Below are 15,039 nucleotides of genomic sequence, written 5' to 3'. Positions count from 1 at the left end.
ACAGGGACAATTGCGCCGCCATTGGTGGTCGTCATTGGGCTTGATCTGCAAGTGCAGGAAAGGAGGGGGAGCGCACTTGTCGCTCCCCCGGAGTGCTTGCTCTTCCTCGACATTCTGGCGACGTACGAGGAGCGCCCGTCAGGCCGGCAGGTCCGATCAGGGGCGGCGACATTGGCGGTGGGTGGGGTCACGCTCGCAGCGCCACTCCCTGTCGCGCTCGGCCCGCTCGCGATCCGCGCGGGGACATTCCTTGCGGCTCGGGTCACGATCGCAACGCTGTGCGCGCGCACGGTCGGAGATGATCTGCGCGTTGAGCGCCGTATCGCTGGCAAGGTTCGCTGCCGCGGCACTCCGTAGACTGCCGCTATCGGTGGAACAGGCAGCGACAGAGGCGCCCAGCAGGGCGACGAGCCCGAGGGTTCGGAAGGGTCGGAAGATGGTTTCGGCACGGTAGGGGGTCATGTCTGGTCCTTTCGATCGACGCATCATCACCGCCGCCGGATGACGGACGCGAGATGCGGTTCGCACTCGACTGAAAGGCGTAGATTGCGTGAACATGGCGTGCCCCGGCCGTGAGCGGACCTAGTGCGTTAGCCTGATCGGATGGCAAGTCCGGTGGCCAATCCGGACTTGGAGCAGGCCCCTCAGCCGAGATGGGCTGCGAGCCGATCGGCCACGTGACGCAGCGCGGGATCGTTCTCGCGGCGGCGGTGCCATGCGAGGGACAGGCTGATGTCCGGCACGGACACAGGCGGCCGGAAAAGGGCGAGGCCGGGTGTGTCGACCACCAGCTTCTCCGGTACCATTCCGATCATCGGCGTGCAGCGCAGGAGCGGTACCACCATGCCGAAGGTCGGAACCACCACGCCTACCCGGCGCCTGAGCCCGCGCGAGGCAAGTTCGCTGTCCAGTGCTGTACGCGCATCGCCCCGCCCTGAAACGACGATGTGCGGAAACGACAGCCACGATTCCAGCGTGAAGCCCTGCGCCGCAGGATGATCCTCGCGCATGGCCACGACATAGGCCTCCTTGCTCGCAGGTCGGCAGCACAGATCGTCATCGTCGGTTTCGAACACCGAGACCGCGATATCGGTTGAGCCGTCCTTCAGCGCGCGTCTGGCTTGCTCCGCTCCGGCCCACGGCTGCAGGACAATGTCGATGCCTGGAGCCGTCCGGGCAAGATCGGCAAGCAGCGGCTCAAGGACGAGCAGCGAGGAGAGGTCGGCCATCGTGAGCCTCAGCCTTGCCCTGAGGTCGGCAATCGGCACCGCCGGGGGCGCGATGATCTGGGTGGCCGCGGCAAGCAGTTCCTTCAGGGGGCGCCTCAGACTCTCGGCCTTGGGCGTGGGGCGCATCGTACCCCGGCTCCGCTCGAGCAGCTCGTCCCGGAAGAGGTGACGGCAGCGCTGGAGCGCGGCCGACATGGCCGGCTGCGACAGCCCCACGCGCTCGGCCGCCCGCCCGACGTGCTGTTCTTCGAGAAGGACGTCGAGGACGACGAGCAGGTTCATATCGACCGAACGCAAATTCATGGGCTCGATAATAGGATAAAATGAATATCGATTGGAAGGATCATTTGCGACTGCCCATGTCCTGCAGGTCACGAACGGACACAAGGCGAGCTCAACCCATGCACGACACACTCAAGCCAAGCGTAACGCAGATCCTGCTCTTCCATCCGGATTCCGAACGATCGAGGGTCAACACAGCCCTGTCGCGGGCGGCGGCGGGACTGCATAATGTTGCGCTTGCCGACATGGCTGCCCTCTACCCGGCAGGGCTCGCAATGGAGCGCGACAGTGCACCAGAGGCGGCCCGACTGCTGCGCGCCGACCGCATCGTGCTTCAGTTCCCGATGCAATGGTATTCGACCCCCGCATTGCTGAAACAGTGGCAGGACGTCGTCCTGACCCGGATGGCCTACATGCACTGGAACACCGAAGGCGCAGGGCTCGCCGGAAAGCCTCTGATGGTCGCTGCGACCATGGGCGCCGAGGAGGCCACATACCGCCCGAAAGGGCGCAACCGCTTCACCCTCGCTGAGCTTCTGACTCCCCTGCAAGCCTCTGCAAACCGCTTTGCCATGGACTGGCAGGATCCCTTTCTGGTGTTTGGCGCAGACGCACTGGGCGGAGACGATCTTGCCGAAGCCGGCCACGCCTACACCCGCGCCCTGTCACGCCTGGCATCATCGCCAGTCGCTCCACGGCCCTTGGACAGCCGCGCCGCCTGAGTGAGCCGGACCGACCTGGCACAGACCTGGAAGCACGCCCCGGCAGAAGGAACAAATGCGAATGAACAACCTGATCGACCTCGCCCGGCTCATTCCGACGCCGGAGCCGACCCTGGCCGCTTCCTTCAGCCCGGTGCCCTTGCCGATGCACGGGCGCCCGCAACCCTTGCAGCTGCGCGTCACCGCGCCGGTTGATCGCGATTCCCTGCCGATCGTGCTGCTGTCGCATGGTCACGGGCCATCGCTATATCTGCCCTCCAAGGACGGCTATGGTCCGCTTGCCAACTTTCTGGCCGAGCGCGGTTTCGTGGTGATCCAGCCCACGCAGGCCAACAGCAAGGTGGGCGGACTGCCACGCGACATGTCCGGAGCGCCCTTGTTCTGGCGCGAGCGCGCAGAGGAACTGACCGCCATCCTGGATGGGCTAGGCTCCATCGAGGCGGCTTTGCCCCTTCTGAAGGGCCGGCTGGATCACGAACGGATCGCTGCCGTGGGCCATTCGCTCGGCGGCCACACGGTTGCCTTGCTGCTTGGAATGCGGGTCACGATCGACGGCGCCAAGGTCGACCTGCGCGACCCGCGGATCAAGGCTGGCGTGCTGCTGGCAGCGCCCGGTGCAGGCGGCGGCAATCTCAGCGAGAACGGCAAGACCTATGGCCCCGCTTTCTCTCCCGACTTCGTCCATCTCGTCACCCGGAGCCTTGTGGTCTTCGGCGACCGGGACGTGAGCCCCCACCTGACAGTCCGCGGTGCCGACTGGCACGCTGACCCCTACCACCTCAGTCCGGGCGCCGAGGCGCTCCTGACAGTAACCGGGGGCCGGCATGGCCTCGGCGGTATCGCCGGATATGATGCGAAGGAAACCGATGATGAGGATCCAGACCGACTCGAACTGACCCTGCGCATGGTCTGGGCCTATCTGCGTTCGGCCCTCATGGAAGGCGACAGCGTGTGGGCACATGCCGGTGCCGCGCTCGCGGGCCCGGCGAGTGCCCTCGGCCGCCTTGACCGAAAGGTGCGGGAGGCTGTTTCCGGGTGACCCTTGCTCAGCCGACGCGGCTGACATCGGCACGCGGCGGCGCGCCGAACAGGCGGCGGTACTCGCGGCTGAACTGCGAAGGGCTGTCATAGCCCACGGCAAATCCGGCAGAGCCGGCGCCCACCCCCTCGGCGATCATCATCCGGCGCGCTTCCTGCAACCGCAACTGCTTCTGGAACTGCAGGGGCGTCAGGCCGGTGATCCGCTTGAAGTGATGGTGCAACGAGGAAACGCTCATTCGCGCGGCACTGGCAACGTCGCAGATCCGAAGCTGTTCATGCGCATGGCGGCGGATCCAGCCGATCGCGCGGCCGATCTGTCCCAGATGGCTGTCACCAGAGGCAGCATGGCGGAGCATGGGACCCTGAGGCCCTTCGAGGAGATGGTAAAGGATTTCGCGCTGCACCAGCGGAGCGAGCACGGGAATCGACCTTGGCCGATCAAGCAGCCGCAGCAGGCGAGCGGCCGCATCGAGCAGGTCTGTGCCGATGGGGTGCACCGCAAGCGGGGGTGGATCACCCCGCGGCAAGGCGCGGCCCTCGTCCGTGATCAGATCGGCAAGCACGGACTGATCGAGGTCGATCTTGCAGCACAGGTAAGGATGACCCGGGGTGGCAGCTGTGACCTGACCGATCAGCGCAAGGTCCACCGAAGCGACGAGGCAGTGGGAAGGATCGTAATGCAGCCTGCGCTCGCCAAGGCACACGGTCTTTGCGCCCTGGGCGATAATGCAAAGCGACGGCTCGTAGACCGTCGGCATCGGCATGCCCGGAGCATCGGCCCGGATCAGCGATACGCCCGGCACAGGTGTCTCGAAAACCCCGGGCTGCGGCGTGTGCCCGGCAATGATCGGCGCGAGATCCGGAGCGTCAGACATGATCACCCTGTCGCCGATCGTGAGCCCGCGCGCAAGCAAACATGCGGAAGTTTTGGAGGATCGTGCAAGCATTGCGGATGATCGGACTAACGCCGCGAGCCCGATTCCGGCACCTTGAACGCACCGGACGAAAGGAACGAGACATGGCTCAGCTCAACAACAGGACCATCCTCATTACAGGCGCTTCGAGCGGAATCGGCGAGGCCAGCGCACGCGAACTGGCAGACACCGGCGCCAATCTGTTTCTGGGCGCGCGCCGCAGCGACCGACTTTCCGCCTTGGCAGAGGAGCTTGGCGAGCACACCGGATGGTGCGCTCTCGACGTCACCGATGCGACCAGCTTCGATGCCTTCGTCGCTGCAGCCGAGGAACGCTTCGGCCGGATCGATGCGCTCGTGAACAATGCCGGCGTGATGCCGCTGTCGCCTCTGGCATCGCTCAAGCGTGAGGAATGGAAGCGGATGATCGACGTCAACATTCTCGGCGTGCTGAATGGCATCGCATCGGTGCTGCCACGCTTCATGGCACAGCAGGACGGGCACGTGATCAATGTCGCATCCATCGCGGCCCACATGGTGGTACCCACGGCAGCGGTCTATTGCGCCACCAAGCACGCCGTAAGGGCGATCACCGAAGGCCTGCGGCTGGAGCACGACGAGATCCGCTCCACCCTGATCTCGCCTGGCGTCGTCGCCACCGAACTGGGTCACGACATCAGCGACCCGGCACTGGCCGCCGACCTAGTCGAATGGCGCAAGAAGTCGCTGACACCTGACGCCATCGCCCGCGCGGTGCGGTTCGCCCTCGAACAACCCGCCGGCGTCGACATCAACGAAGTCATCGTCCGTCCCACGGCAGCCGGGATGTGAGGTGCGCCACACCCCTTTCAGCGTCTTCCCCGAGTGCTTTCGCAACTGGGTATCCGAAACAGTGCTCCATGCTTCTACCGTCTTGAGCGCGTCTCGCCGAACCATCCTTGCGGCTGGTGACAATCTTGCCGGATGCGTGAACTGAATAGTCGCACCGCTCATCGCCAAATGGCGCATTCCCGGCATGGTCGTCCCAATGCGCATCAACGGAAGGGCTCTTCAACTCGCGCTCGGGAATACCATGCAGCCCAGCTTCCTGACTCCAGCCTTTGCTCAATGTCTTGGCTGGCAACGGTACGATCCACCGGCCGCGCTTCCGCAGTTGCTCAAGGTGAACGGCCCGGAGTTTTATTGTATTGGTAGCGGAGGAGGGACTCGAACCCCCGACACGCGTATGATGATTCCAGCGGGTTAGCTCATATAGACGCGCTACGGAGCTGCTTTTTGTTCTCCCGCATGAATGCGCGGGCGTCGCTTCGCCAGTGTCAGGTGAGGAGACACACATCCTTCCACGCTGGCGCAGGCGCTCGCCACGCCCAGCGCACGCTCCCGTGGTCGCAAGCGATGCAGATTGACCTCACATGAGGTTGGCGTTCAGCGCAATCGATCCGTAGACGAAATCGCCATTTGCACGCCTCAGCTCGTATACGAGAGCCGCTCCCGCCCCGCCGGTGCCGAGCACATTCTTGTCGTCGCTGACGAACGCGTAGGTCATCGTTCCTGTGAAGCCGGCGCCGGACAGCGCGATCGTGCCCGGCTGATCGAGTCGGATCCGCCCGGTAATCGTGCCGACCGGTTCGACCGCATTCTTCTCGAACTGGCCGAAGGGGTCGCTTCGTGCCATCAACTGGAACGTGAGATCCCCTTCGCGCCTTGCCCAGTTCATGATGAGTTCGGGGACGGTCCCATTCGTCTGCCAATAGAGGAACCGCTTGGGCACTCCGTTGATAATTCCGAACCCATCCACGATACCGAAATACTGGACCGAGCCTGCGGTTGGGAGTGTCTTGGATGGAAGGCCCGCCGCGAAGAAGCACAGTGACGATCCGTTCTCCAGTCCATGCGCTGCGAAACTTATGTTGAACCGCGAGAGCAACAACTCCCCCTGCAGAGGGCTTGAGTATCGCGTGAACCACTCGTTGGGCGCCGGTCGCTTGTCGCTCGGTGACCAGGAGGAACCACCAAAGCCGTTGATGTCGGTGGAATATGTATCGAGAGCGCGATAGGTGACGGCGATCTGGTTGTCGATCTTGATGCGGCTCACCGGACCAATCCCGACAATTCCGCCGTCGGTGGAGCGCGTAACCGCACCGTCGGAGCAGGCCATGGGGCCGGAGACGGTCTCGCCAATGCGCGCGCCAGCGAACCCCAAATCGCCGGTGGGCGGCGGAGTGGGCGTAGGCGTAGGTGTCGGAGTGGGAGTGGGTGTCGGCGTCGCTGTCCCTCCCGTAGGGGGCGCCTGACCGTCCTCGCCGCCGCAGCCCCAGATCGTGAGCAATGCCGTGGCCGAAGCCAGTGCGCCAGCAAGCCTCATTCGCTTCATATCCCCTCCCTCGAAATCAATTCGTGCAAACACGCGCGAGTTTAGACGATTAGCGCGCAATCGCCGTCCGAGGATTTGCCGATGGATTGCCGATGGTCCGCTCGGCGCCGGGCTTCAGGCGAGCCGCAGTGTGCCGCGCACGAAAGAGTCGGGGCCGATCCCCCGCTCGCGCCAGTAGGCGGCAAGTCCCGCGCTCTCGCATATCCCTGTGAAGCGCGAATCTGCCCTGAATGGCGCCATGGCGGGTATGAACATGAACTGCGAGCGCGCCCAAGCCGTGTCCGAATAGGTGTCCTTGATCCCGCGCCCACGAGACTTCTGGACGATCGCGCCAGTGCCTGCAAACAACCCTTCCGCGATACGATAGGCCGCATCGAGCTTGCCTAGCCACGACATCGCCATGATCGCATTCGCCGCGAGGCCCGGTGCGAGGCGCGCTGCTTGGCTGCAAGCACTAACGGCAGCAGCCACGTCAGCCGGTGACCGGGTGCGCACAGCATCAAGGATCGCCCTCCAGGTGACCAGACTGACAGGCTTGAGATCGGCCGGTCGAACCTCGGCATCGGCGAGGAACGCGAGCCCCGCTTCGGCACGATCTGTGAATGCGTAGATCATGAGGCGCGTATTCCACACATAGGGCTGGCGCGGCCACAACTCGACGCAGCGGTCGGCAACCCGGTCGGCCTCGGCGGTGCGGCCGAAGATCCAGTGCTTGATCGCACGGCGATTGAGCGGGACGGGATCGAGCGGCCGGAGCTTGGCAGCGCGCTCGTTCAGATCCCATGAGCTGACGCACCGGCCAACGCCTTGGTGAAAAAGCACCAGGGTATCGAGCGCGAGGTCGTGGTCGGGAAAGTCGGCGAGGACTGCATCGACTTTCGCTTCCCACTGCGCCCAATTGGACAATCCCCAATCCTGCACCAGCAGCGTCATTCGCGCATCGGGGTTGCGGGGATCGATGGCAAGCGACCGCATGGCGGCCTCACGCGCAGCCTCGCTCTTGCCGAGCACACGCGCCAACCAGCCCCACGCGCCCGCGTCCCGGCCATCGATTGCGATGGCTTCCCGGAACGCCTGCTCGGCCTTGCCGAGCGAGACCGTATCCCCGCGCCTCTCGAAGCCCTTGCCGAGGGTCATCAACTGCTCGAATTTAATGCGGTCGCGATAATGCTGGTAACCGCCGATCCCGGCAAGCAGCAGGCCGGCGGTGGCGAAGCCGCCGATCAACAAAGGCCTGCGACCGATACCCTTGGCCTCACGAACAGCCGAACGTGAAGACCTCTTTGTGCCATCGGGCACGGTTAAACGGTAGCCAACCCGTGGTATTGTTTCGATCCCGATGTCAGCTCCTGTTTCGCGGATGGCCCGGCGGATCTCGGCGATCGCTCGATTGAGCGCATCATCGCCGACGAACACTCCACCCCAGCAAGCCGCCAGAAGATCCTGCCGGCTCATGACATCGGGAGCGGCATCGTGGAGCACGAGCAGCACCTGCACCACACGTGGTTCGACAACCACTATTCCCGTCGGCCCGACGATCGTCTTGATAGATGGGCGGATCAGCGCATTGCCGAGCTCGAAATCGCTGCGTCGTGCCAGGTCAGCTGCGGTGATCGACTTCGGCTGGTTCATCTGAGGCTATACTTGACCATCTCCTGACCTCAGAATAGCCACCGCCAAAGTCGACTTGGCAATCCTTTCTTTCGCTATCGGTGCCGAGACGCTGCTTACAAGCATCTAGGTCGCCCAACGGCGGAACACCGCGGCGCTAAGCAGCCATGAGCCCCCGCTCCATCCCGTCCATCAAATCCACGTCCTTGGCGGGGTCATGGAACAGGTGCCCATAATCGTCATTGGTCATCGTGATCGACGAGTGCCCGAACATGGTCTGGATTTTCTTCGGCGGCCAACCCTGTTCGATGAACAGCGAGGCAGCAGCGTGACGCATGGCGTGCAGTGAGAACCGTGGGCCGCCTTCCCCGTTCACGATGCCACACGTCAGCATGAGTGGCTTGAACATGCGATTGTAGATGTTCGAGTGCGTCTCGACGTTGCCTTTGGCCGTTCGGGAACACCAGGTCGAGCTCACCCAAGGGGCATACAACCTTCCACGCCGTGAGCACCGCGGCGAGTTGCGAGTCCATCGGGATCTCGCGCCGGCCAGACTTGCTCTTCGTGTTCCCCATGTCGCAGTAGCGGTCAGCGCGCTTCCTCACGGTGATGATGCTTCGCTGGAAATCGACCGTATCCCCAACTGAGCCCGCGCAGCTCTGACATGCGCATCCCGGTAAACAGCGCCGTCATGATGAGCGGCTCGTGACGCTCCAGTGCATTGGTGACGAGCGCCCTGATCTCCTCCTTGGTGGGGAATACACGGTCGGGATGATGACGCTCAGAACGGCGCAATTTCACATCGCGCGCGACGTTGTGCTTGACGATCCCCCGCTCCTGGGCCGCGCTGATCATCGAGGGAGCGAGGTCAGACACCTCCTCGCCATTGCGTGGGTGCTGTCGAGGAAATCGCGGACATGGACGGCGGCCAGATCGTTGAGCAGCGGATGACCCACCTTCGGCTCAATGTGGTGGTTCACATGGCTGCGATAGGAATGGAGCATGGTCCGTTCGAGCTGTTCGAGCTCGCAACGGTCAAGCAGCTGAAGTTCCTCCAGCACATCATGACGATCATGGAAGCGAACGGCCGCGCTGGCGTCTTTCCGCCGGACAACGTGCTGTTCTTCGACAAGCGCCCAGCTTCGCGGGAAGCCCAGACCAGTAGCGGAGCAGCCAAGCTCACGTCACTGCTGATGCGCTTCCTGATAGTGCTGCTCCAGCCACCGCGCACCGTAATCGTTCGACGGATCACGGGCGATCGAATGGACATGGTTGAAGCCCCCGTCCGGCGAGGCTTCACGGACATAATCAATGATGATCGAGGGACCTTGTACCCTGAACATGTAGCGCGCCTTGGGATCGTCGGTTGGTCCCCACCACGAGAAATAGAGCTTGTCCGGCCCGTCTGCTGCAATCGCGGCACGCTGGCGCGCCGCGGCCTCGTCCGAGGCATCGCCAAGATACTCGTCGATCAGCGCGGTCAGCAACTGGCGCTGTACGGTATCGAGCGCGGACGCCGGAATGCCTTGTGGAACGCGCGCCAGATCCTGCCTCCCCTTCCCGGCAAACACAGAGCCGTCGACCGCATCGGCGACAACCACCTGTCGCCTCTGGGCCGGAGTCAATGCGCCGACGAGGGCAAAGGCACGATCGGCCTCGTGCTGGAGGAGACGCCAGCCGGCGAAACGCCCGTCCGGCACGGTCTGCGGATTGGCGCCGAGAAACAGCGGAGTGAAGGCGATCTTCCCGTCTGCGACCGTGAAATTGGCGGCATAGTGGTGGCCGGTCATCATCCAGCCCCAGTCCTTGCCCGCCGGATCGCCGAACACCGTCACGAAGAATTTCTCGCTGTCGAAATTGAGGGCAAGGGCAAGCCCCTGCGCCTTGCGGGGATCGCCATCCGGCAGCCTCGCCGCCGCTGCCAAGGTCATCTCGTGCAGCACATCCTCGTGCCACATGGATGTGATCGTCTTGAGGTAACCCTGGCTGGAAAAGGCGGCCGCCAGCATCGCGTGGAGCGCCTGGCGCTGCGCGGCGTTCATCTGCGCGACCGACACCCCCGAACGCGGTACGAAGCTGGCCGGGAGGTTCGACCAGGCGGTGCGCCGGGCGTTGTCGGCGAGGCTCGCCTGCACCGCGATGCGCGCGTCATCGTCGAGACTGGCAAGAAAGGCCACGGTCGCCGCACGCATGGCCTCGATGCGCGCCGCCTCCAGCGCATGCTCCGGCGATTCATGGGCTGCAACAGTGCTGGCCGGCACAACCGCAGCCAGAACAGCTGCGGAAACCGCGATCGTCATCAATCTCATGAAATGTTCCCCCGTCACCCCGGAACGAAGCCTACAGACGGACCGCAGGTCTGACAACGGGGGGTGACAGCGAGGGGATATGGTAGCGGAGGAGGGACTCGAACCCCCGACACGCGGATTATGATTCCGCTGCTCTAACCGGCTGAGCTACTCCGCCCCAAGGGGATCCGGCACACCTTGCCATGCCGGATTCGCGTCCGGGTGTCGGCCCGGGCGAGGCGCGCACTTAGGGCGCGCGGCTTGCAGGGTCAAGCCCTGTTGCGCGCGCGGGTTACAGCCGCTCGCGGCCCCGGAAGGCGCAGGTCTTGACCCGTTCCCACGGGCCGCCGCGATAGCGCCAGAGCGCCAGCGCGGGAAAGGTGAAGCGGCCCCTGGCGATCCACGGCGCGAGCACCGGCGCGAGGCTTGCCTGGAGCGCCCGCGCCTCTTCCTTCGTCACCTTGTTCTGGATGGTGATGTGCGGGCGCGGTTCGTGGAGGTCCTGCGCGGTGAGGCTGCCGCGGAAATGCTCCGCGATGAGAGCGCGCAAAGACAGCAGCTGCGGCGCCTCGAGCGCGATGGCGGTGCCCTTGCCCAGATCCATCACCCCCTTCACCGCCCCCTCGGGCGGAGCGAATTCGGCCGCGACCTGCGGCAGATAGTCGCGCAGCTCCTCCAGCAGCGCCGGAGCGAAGGCGTGGAACAGGGTGACATGGGCGTGGAGGTGATTGCGCTCCGGCGGGAAATGCGCACGGCGCAGACCTTCCGCGAAGCCTTGCAAATCGGGCGGCAGGACAGCGGTGAGGATGAAAGGATCGGCGATGGGACCCGGCTCGCCTACATCTCGCCCCGCTCGCGGCGGATCGCGTACCACTTGGCGACATTGGCATTGTGTTCGGCAAGGGTGTCGGCAAACCAGTGCCCGCCCGTCCCGTCCGCGACCATGAACAACGCGCCCGTGTTCTCCGGGTTCATTACCGCGGCGATGCTGGCCCGGCCCGGATTGGTGATCGGCCCCTCTGGCAGGCCCACCTTGGTATAGGTGTTGTAGCCGTTGACCGCGGCAATCTCCGACTGGCGGATTCGGCGGCCCAGCGGCTTGCCCTTGGTGATCGGGTAGATGATCGTCGGATCGGCCTGCAGCATCATGCCCGTGCGCACGCGGTTGGAATAGAGCCCCGCCACCATGCGGCGTTCCTCGGGCTTGCCCGTTTCCTTCTCGACGATCGAGGCAAGGATCAGCGCCTCGCGCATTGTGTCGACCGGGATACCGGGGCGGCGCTTGGCCCATTCCTCGGCCAGCGCCTTGTCCATCGCCGCCTGCATCTGCTCGACGAGGCTCTTGCGCGACTGCCCGCGTTCGAAGGCATAGGTGTCGGGCAGGATCGAACCTTCGGGGGGGACGTCGATATCGCCGGTCAGCAGCTCCTCGGCCATCAGGCGTTCCCACACGAGGATCGAGGGCATGCCTTCGGGAATGGTGACGAAGCGGCGGATCACGTCGCCCGACTGGAAGGCTTCAAGGATGTCACCCTGGCTCATGCCGGGGGTCAGCAGGAATTCGCCCGCCTGGATCGGCGCGTCGGAGCCGAAGATGCGCGCCTGCAAGGTGAAGCCGGAGGCCGAGGTAATCAGCCCCTCGGCCTCGAGCTTGTTGGCGACAGAGGACACCGAGGCGCCCGCGGGGATGGTGAAGCTCGTGTCCTTGGCGATCGTCGCCGAACCGAGCAGGCTCCATGCGAAGAGCAGCCCGGCGAGCGCCAGAGCGACCAGACCGCCGAGGACGAGCCGCCCGCGGGTCACGCCGTCAGTCCAGCTTCTGCATGATCAGCGAGGCATTGGTGCCGCCGAAGCCGAAGGAGTTGTTCAGCACCGCGCGCACCTGCCGCTTCTTCGCGACCAGCGGCACGAGGTCGATGCCTTCCGTTCCTTCGTCGGGATCGTGGAGGTTGAGGGTCGGCGGCACGATCTGGTCGCGCATCGCGAGGATGCAGAAGATCGCCTCGACCGCGCCCGCGCCGCCGAGGAGGTGGCCGATGGCAGACTTCGTCGAGGACATCGACGCTCCGCCGAGATCATCGCCCAGCACCCGCTTGATCGCGGCAAGCTCGATGGTGTCCGCCATGGTCGAGGTGCCGTGGGCGTTGATGTAGTCGATGTCGCCCGGACCGAGGCCGGCCTTCCTCAGCGCCATGCGCATAGCCAGTTCCGCGCCGCGCCCTTCCGGGTGCGGGGCGGTGACGTGGTAGGCATCGCCCGACAGGCCATAGCCGGTGACTTCGGCGTAGATTTTCGCGCCGCGCGCCTTGGCACGCTCGTATTCCTCGAGCACCACCACGCCCGCGCCTTCGCCCATGACGAAACCGTCACGGTTGCGGTCGTAGGGCCGGCTCGCCTCGGTCGGGCGGTCGTTCATGCTCATGTTGAGCGCGCGCGCCTGGGCGAAGCCGGCGATGCCGAGCGGGTTGACGGTCGATTCCGCACCGCCTGCCAGCATGACGTCGGCATCGTCCATCGCGATCATCCGCGCGGCATCGCCGATCGAGTGCGCGCCGGTGGAGCAGGCGGTGACGACGGCATGGTTCGGGCCCATGAAGCCGTATTTGATCTGCACCTGCCCGGTGATGAGGTTGATGAGGCGCCCGTGGACGAAGTGCGGACTCACCCGGCCGGGGCCGCGTTCATGAAGATTGACGCTTTCCAGCTCGATCCCCGGAAGGCCTCCGATCCCCGAGCCGATCGAGCAGCCGGTGCGCTCCTTCTCGGCCTCGGTCATGTCGGTCAGGCCGGCGTCCTCGAGCGCCTGCCCTGCGGCATCGATCCCGTAGACGATGAAGGGATCGACCTGGCGCTGGACCTTGTGGTCGACGCGCTTGTCGGGGTCGAAGCCCCAAGGGTGATCCTTGGGCTTCACCTCGCAGGCGATGGTGCACTTCTGGTCCGAAGTGTCGAAGCGGGTGATCTGTCCCGCCCCGCTTTCACCGGCAATGAGGTTCGCCCACGATGTCTCGACGTCGCCGCCCAGCGGGGTGACAAGACCGAGGCCGGTAACAACCACACGGCGCATATCATTCTCCAAAACGCACAACAGGCTCAACCCGTCCGGGCTGAGCCTGTCGAAGCCCCGTATTGTCCTGCCGGCCAACGGGCCGGCAAGCACCCTTCGACACGCTCAGGGCGAAACGGGAATGGTCGGGCGATCAGCCCTTGTGTTCTTCGATGTACTTGGTGGCGTCACCGACCGTGGTGATCTTCTCGGCCGCATCGTCGGGGATTTCGACGCCGAATTCCTCTTCGAAGGCCATCACCAGCTCGACGATGTCGAGGCTGTCGGCGCCCAGATCGTCGATGAAGCTCGCATCCTGAGTGACCTTGTCGGCCTCGACGCCGAGATGCTCGACGACAATCTTTGCCACCCGATCGGCAGTATCGCTCATGGTAATCCCTCTTGAAACTGGGGTTGGGTAAACTCGTCCCTCGCCCTAATGAAGGGCGCGGGGATGTGCAAGTGGGCTTGAGGCTCAGTTTGCCGCTGCGGCTTCGCGCAGGGAAAACTGGCGTTCGGCCCTGAGGCGCGAGGCGATGCGATCAAGGCCCTGCTGCGGCTCGGGTTTGCGCGGAATCAGCGCAAGCGCCTCCTCGTAGAGCCGCGCCGCCGTATCGAGCTCGCCGAGGCGTTCCATGCACAGGCCGGTATTGAACAGGAGGGTAACGCTCTGCGGATTGGCTTGCCTGAGCTCCTCGAACAGCGCGCAGGCTTCGGACACATCGGTCTTGGTAAACCGGAGTGCTGTACGGAAGGTGGCCTGATCGGACTTGCTCATCCCGTCGCGGCTTTCGAGCACACGGATTTCCTCGTCGCGGAAGATCGGGGCGAGATCGCCGCGCACCACGGCGGCAAAGCCGCCCACCAGTTCCTCGACGATCGAATCGACGGACGGCGTACCCTGTTCATCCTTGCAGAAACGACGGCTCGCGGTCCGCGTGTCACCCTTGGCGTAAAGCAGCTCGCCCCCGCGCGAGACCATCCGCACTTCCGGGCGCAAGGTGACGTTGCGGGCGCGGCAGGTATAGCTGACCTTCTTCTTCTCGGTGCAGGTGCCCACGCTGTTGCGCGTGACGCATTCCTCGACCTCCTTGGTGCCGGAATCGACATCGCGCCACTCGACCTCGGCGATGCCGCGCATCACCGCATCTGCCCCGCCCCGCTGCACGCCGCGCGGATCGGCTCCGGCGTCATAGGTGTAGCTGTCGCCGAACGCCGGAGCGGTGAAGGTGAGGTCGAACCACGGACGCCCGTCGATCACCGCGCCGCGCAGGGCGGAATCGATCGCGAAGGCAAGCCGCTCGCCGCCGCGCCCGGAAAAATCGGCAATCGCGATCGAACGCGCGCGCGACGGGGCATCCGTCCCGGCAGCATAGACTCCGGCGACCGGCAGCGTCTCGCCCTGTGCCCCAGTTGGCACCAGCGCCGCCGCACCGGCTGCAAACCAAAGCGGATATCTCATCACACACCCCCCTGCCGCGTGCCGCCCCGTGCGGCGCTCAGGCAGGATTTATGCCGCGTCTGCCTGTCATC

General features: G+C 64.7%; 16 protein-coding genes and 1 tRNA gene. 3 read left to right on the top strand and 14 right to left on the bottom strand.

Annotation, left to right across the window (positions count from 1 at the left end):
• Window positions 1-156: 156 nt before the first annotated feature.
• Together CBR61_RS16780 and CBR61_RS08470 are read right to left on the bottom strand one after the other, a co-directional pair.
• Complete coding sequence (locus CBR61_RS16780; protein WP_157696537.1) at window positions 157-462, bottom strand: hypothetical protein; 306 nt, start codon at window positions 460-462, stop codon at window positions 157-159.
• Window positions 463-644: 182 nt separating this feature from the next.
• Window positions 645-1,511: a LysR family transcriptional regulator gene (locus CBR61_RS08470; RefSeq protein WP_199797422.1), complete on the bottom strand. Its 867-nt coding sequence runs from the start codon at window positions 1,509-1,511 to the stop codon at window positions 645-647.
• 119 nt (window positions 1,512-1,630) lie between these two features.
• Here CBR61_RS08470 and CBR61_RS08465 point away from each other — a divergent pair, with 119 nt between their 5' ends.
• Together CBR61_RS08465 and CBR61_RS08460 are read left to right on the top strand one after the other, a co-directional pair.
• A complete protein-coding gene (locus CBR61_RS08465; protein WP_088913962.1) occupies window positions 1,631-2,233 on the top strand; it encodes an NAD(P)H-dependent oxidoreductase in 603 nt (200 codons plus the stop codon).
• Between the two features lie 61 nt (window positions 2,234-2,294).
• Window positions 2,295-3,272 (top strand): alpha/beta hydrolase family protein, encoded by a 978-nt coding sequence (locus CBR61_RS08460; RefSeq protein ID WP_088913961.1) that lies wholly within the window; start codon window positions 2,295-2,297, stop codon window positions 3,270-3,272.
• A gap of 7 nt (window positions 3,273-3,279) precedes the next feature.
• Here CBR61_RS08460 and CBR61_RS08455 read toward each other — a convergent pair whose 3' ends face one another.
• Window positions 3,280-4,149: an AraC family transcriptional regulator gene (locus tag CBR61_RS08455; protein WP_088915537.1), complete on the bottom strand. Its 870-nt coding sequence runs from the start codon at window positions 4,147-4,149 to the stop codon at window positions 3,280-3,282.
• 143 nt (window positions 4,150-4,292) lie between these two features.
• On the opposite strand from CBR61_RS08455, the gene CBR61_RS08450 reads away from it, so the two are divergent.
• Window positions 4,293-5,018, top strand: coding sequence for an SDR family oxidoreductase (locus CBR61_RS08450; RefSeq protein ID WP_088913960.1), 726 nt, complete (start codon window positions 4,293-4,295; stop codon window positions 5,016-5,018).
• A gap of 577 nt (window positions 5,019-5,595) precedes the next feature.
• On the opposite strand, the gene CBR61_RS08445 is transcribed toward CBR61_RS08450, so the two are convergent.
• The 11 genes from CBR61_RS08445 to CBR61_RS08390 all read right to left on the bottom strand — a co-directional run bounded on the left by CBR61_RS08445 (window position 5,596) and on the right by CBR61_RS08390 (window position 14,968).
• Window positions 5,596-6,561, bottom strand: a complete 966-nt coding sequence (locus CBR61_RS08445; protein ID WP_157696536.1) for a hypothetical protein — start codon at window positions 6,559-6,561, stop codon at window positions 5,596-5,598.
• 114 nt (window positions 6,562-6,675) lie between these two features.
• Complete coding sequence (locus CBR61_RS08440) at window positions 6,676-8,193, bottom strand: winged helix-turn-helix domain-containing protein (protein WP_088913958.1); 1,518 nt, start codon at window positions 8,191-8,193, stop codon at window positions 6,676-6,678.
• 136 nt (window positions 8,194-8,329) lie between these two features.
• On the bottom strand, window positions 8,330-8,650 hold the full coding sequence (locus CBR61_RS08435) for a tyrosine-type recombinase/integrase (protein ID WP_199797421.1): 321 nt from the start codon (window positions 8,648-8,650) through the stop codon (window positions 8,330-8,332).
• A 110-nt stretch (window positions 8,651-8,760) separates the two neighbouring features.
• Complete coding sequence (locus tag CBR61_RS08430; RefSeq protein WP_157696535.1) at window positions 8,761-9,048, bottom strand: hypothetical protein; 288 nt, start codon at window positions 9,046-9,048, stop codon at window positions 8,761-8,763.
• A 308-nt stretch (window positions 9,049-9,356) separates the two neighbouring features.
• Complete coding sequence (locus CBR61_RS08420; protein WP_088913954.1) at window positions 9,357-10,481, bottom strand: DUF3500 domain-containing protein; 1,125 nt, start codon at window positions 10,479-10,481, stop codon at window positions 9,357-9,359.
• Between the two features lie 80 nt (window positions 10,482-10,561).
• A tRNA-Met gene (locus CBR61_RS08415) sits at window positions 10,562-10,638 on the bottom strand.
• A gap of 114 nt (window positions 10,639-10,752) precedes the next feature.
• The gene (locus CBR61_RS08410) at window positions 10,753-11,241 is read right to left on the bottom strand and encodes a 2'-5' RNA ligase family protein (RefSeq protein ID WP_233996672.1); all 489 of its coding nucleotides are present in this window, start codon (window positions 11,239-11,241) and stop codon (window positions 10,753-10,755) included.
• A gap of 56 nt (window positions 11,242-11,297) precedes the next feature.
• On the bottom strand, window positions 11,298-12,263 hold the full coding sequence (mltG, locus tag CBR61_RS08405; RefSeq protein ID WP_088913953.1) for an endolytic transglycosylase MltG: 966 nt from the start codon (window positions 12,261-12,263) through the stop codon (window positions 11,298-11,300).
• 4 nt (window positions 12,264-12,267) lie between these two features.
• A complete protein-coding gene (gene fabF / locus CBR61_RS08400; protein WP_088913952.1) occupies window positions 12,268-13,527 on the bottom strand; it encodes a beta-ketoacyl-ACP synthase II in 1,260 nt (419 codons plus the stop codon).
• Between the two features lie 133 nt (window positions 13,528-13,660).
• Window positions 13,661-13,897 carry an acyl carrier protein gene (locus CBR61_RS08395; protein ID WP_017666217.1) on the bottom strand — a complete coding sequence of 79 codons (237 nt, stop codon included), beginning with the start codon at window positions 13,895-13,897 and terminating at the stop codon, window positions 13,661-13,663.
• 84 nt (window positions 13,898-13,981) lie between these two features.
• Complete coding sequence (locus CBR61_RS08390) at window positions 13,982-14,968, bottom strand: tetratricopeptide repeat protein (RefSeq protein WP_088913951.1); 987 nt, start codon at window positions 14,966-14,968, stop codon at window positions 13,982-13,984.
• Between the last annotated feature and the right edge of the window lie 71 nt (window positions 14,969-15,039).

Origin of the sequence: Porphyrobacter sp. CACIAM 03H1 (assembly GCF_002215495.1) — a bacterium.
Lineage (GTDB): Bacteria > Pseudomonadota > Alphaproteobacteria > Sphingomonadales > Sphingomonadaceae > Erythrobacter.
This window is presented reverse-complemented; position numbering and strand designations above follow the sequence as displayed.

Excerpts from the sequence above, each read along its gene's own strand:
- CBR61_RS08395 (WP_017666217.1), bottom strand. The coding sequence starts at position 13,897 with ATGAGCGATACTGCCGATCGGGTGGCAAAGATTGTCGTCGAGCATCTC.
- CBR61_RS08460 (WP_088913961.1), top strand. The coding sequence starts at position 2,295 with ATGAACAACCTGATCGACCTCGCCCGGCTCATTCCGACGCCGGAGCCG.
- CBR61_RS08465 (WP_088913962.1), top strand. The coding sequence starts at position 1,631 with ATGCACGACACACTCAAGCCAAGCGTAACGCAGATCCTGCTCTTCCAT.
- CBR61_RS08440 (WP_088913958.1), bottom strand. The coding sequence starts at position 8,193 with ATGAACCAGCCGAAGTCGATCACCGCAGCTGACCTGGCACGACGCAGC.
- CBR61_RS16780 (WP_157696537.1), bottom strand. The coding sequence starts at position 462 with ATGACCCCCTACCGTGCCGAAACCATCTTCCGACCCTTCCGAACCCTC.
- CBR61_RS08450 (WP_088913960.1), top strand. The coding sequence starts at position 4,293 with ATGGCTCAGCTCAACAACAGGACCATCCTCATTACAGGCGCTTCGAGC.
- CBR61_RS08445 (WP_157696536.1), bottom strand. The coding sequence starts at position 6,561 with ATGAAGCGAATGAGGCTTGCTGGCGCACTGGCTTCGGCCACGGCATTG.
- CBR61_RS08470 (WP_199797422.1), bottom strand. The coding sequence starts at position 1,511 with ATGAACCTGCTCGTCGTCCTCGACGTCCTTCTCGAAGAACAGCACGTC.
- CBR61_RS08455 (WP_088915537.1), bottom strand. The coding sequence starts at position 4,149 with ATGTCTGACGCTCCGGATCTCGCGCCGATCATTGCCGGGCACACGCCG.
- CBR61_RS08420 (WP_088913954.1), bottom strand. The coding sequence starts at position 10,481 with ATGAGATTGATGACGATCGCGGTTTCCGCAGCTGTTCTGGCTGCGGTT.
- fabF (WP_088913952.1), bottom strand. The coding sequence starts at position 13,527 with ATGCGCCGTGTGGTTGTTACCGGCCTCGGTCTTGTCACCCCGCTGGGC.
- CBR61_RS08390 (WP_088913951.1), bottom strand. The coding sequence starts at position 14,968 with ATGAGATATCCGCTTTGGTTTGCAGCCGGTGCGGCGGCGCTGGTGCCA.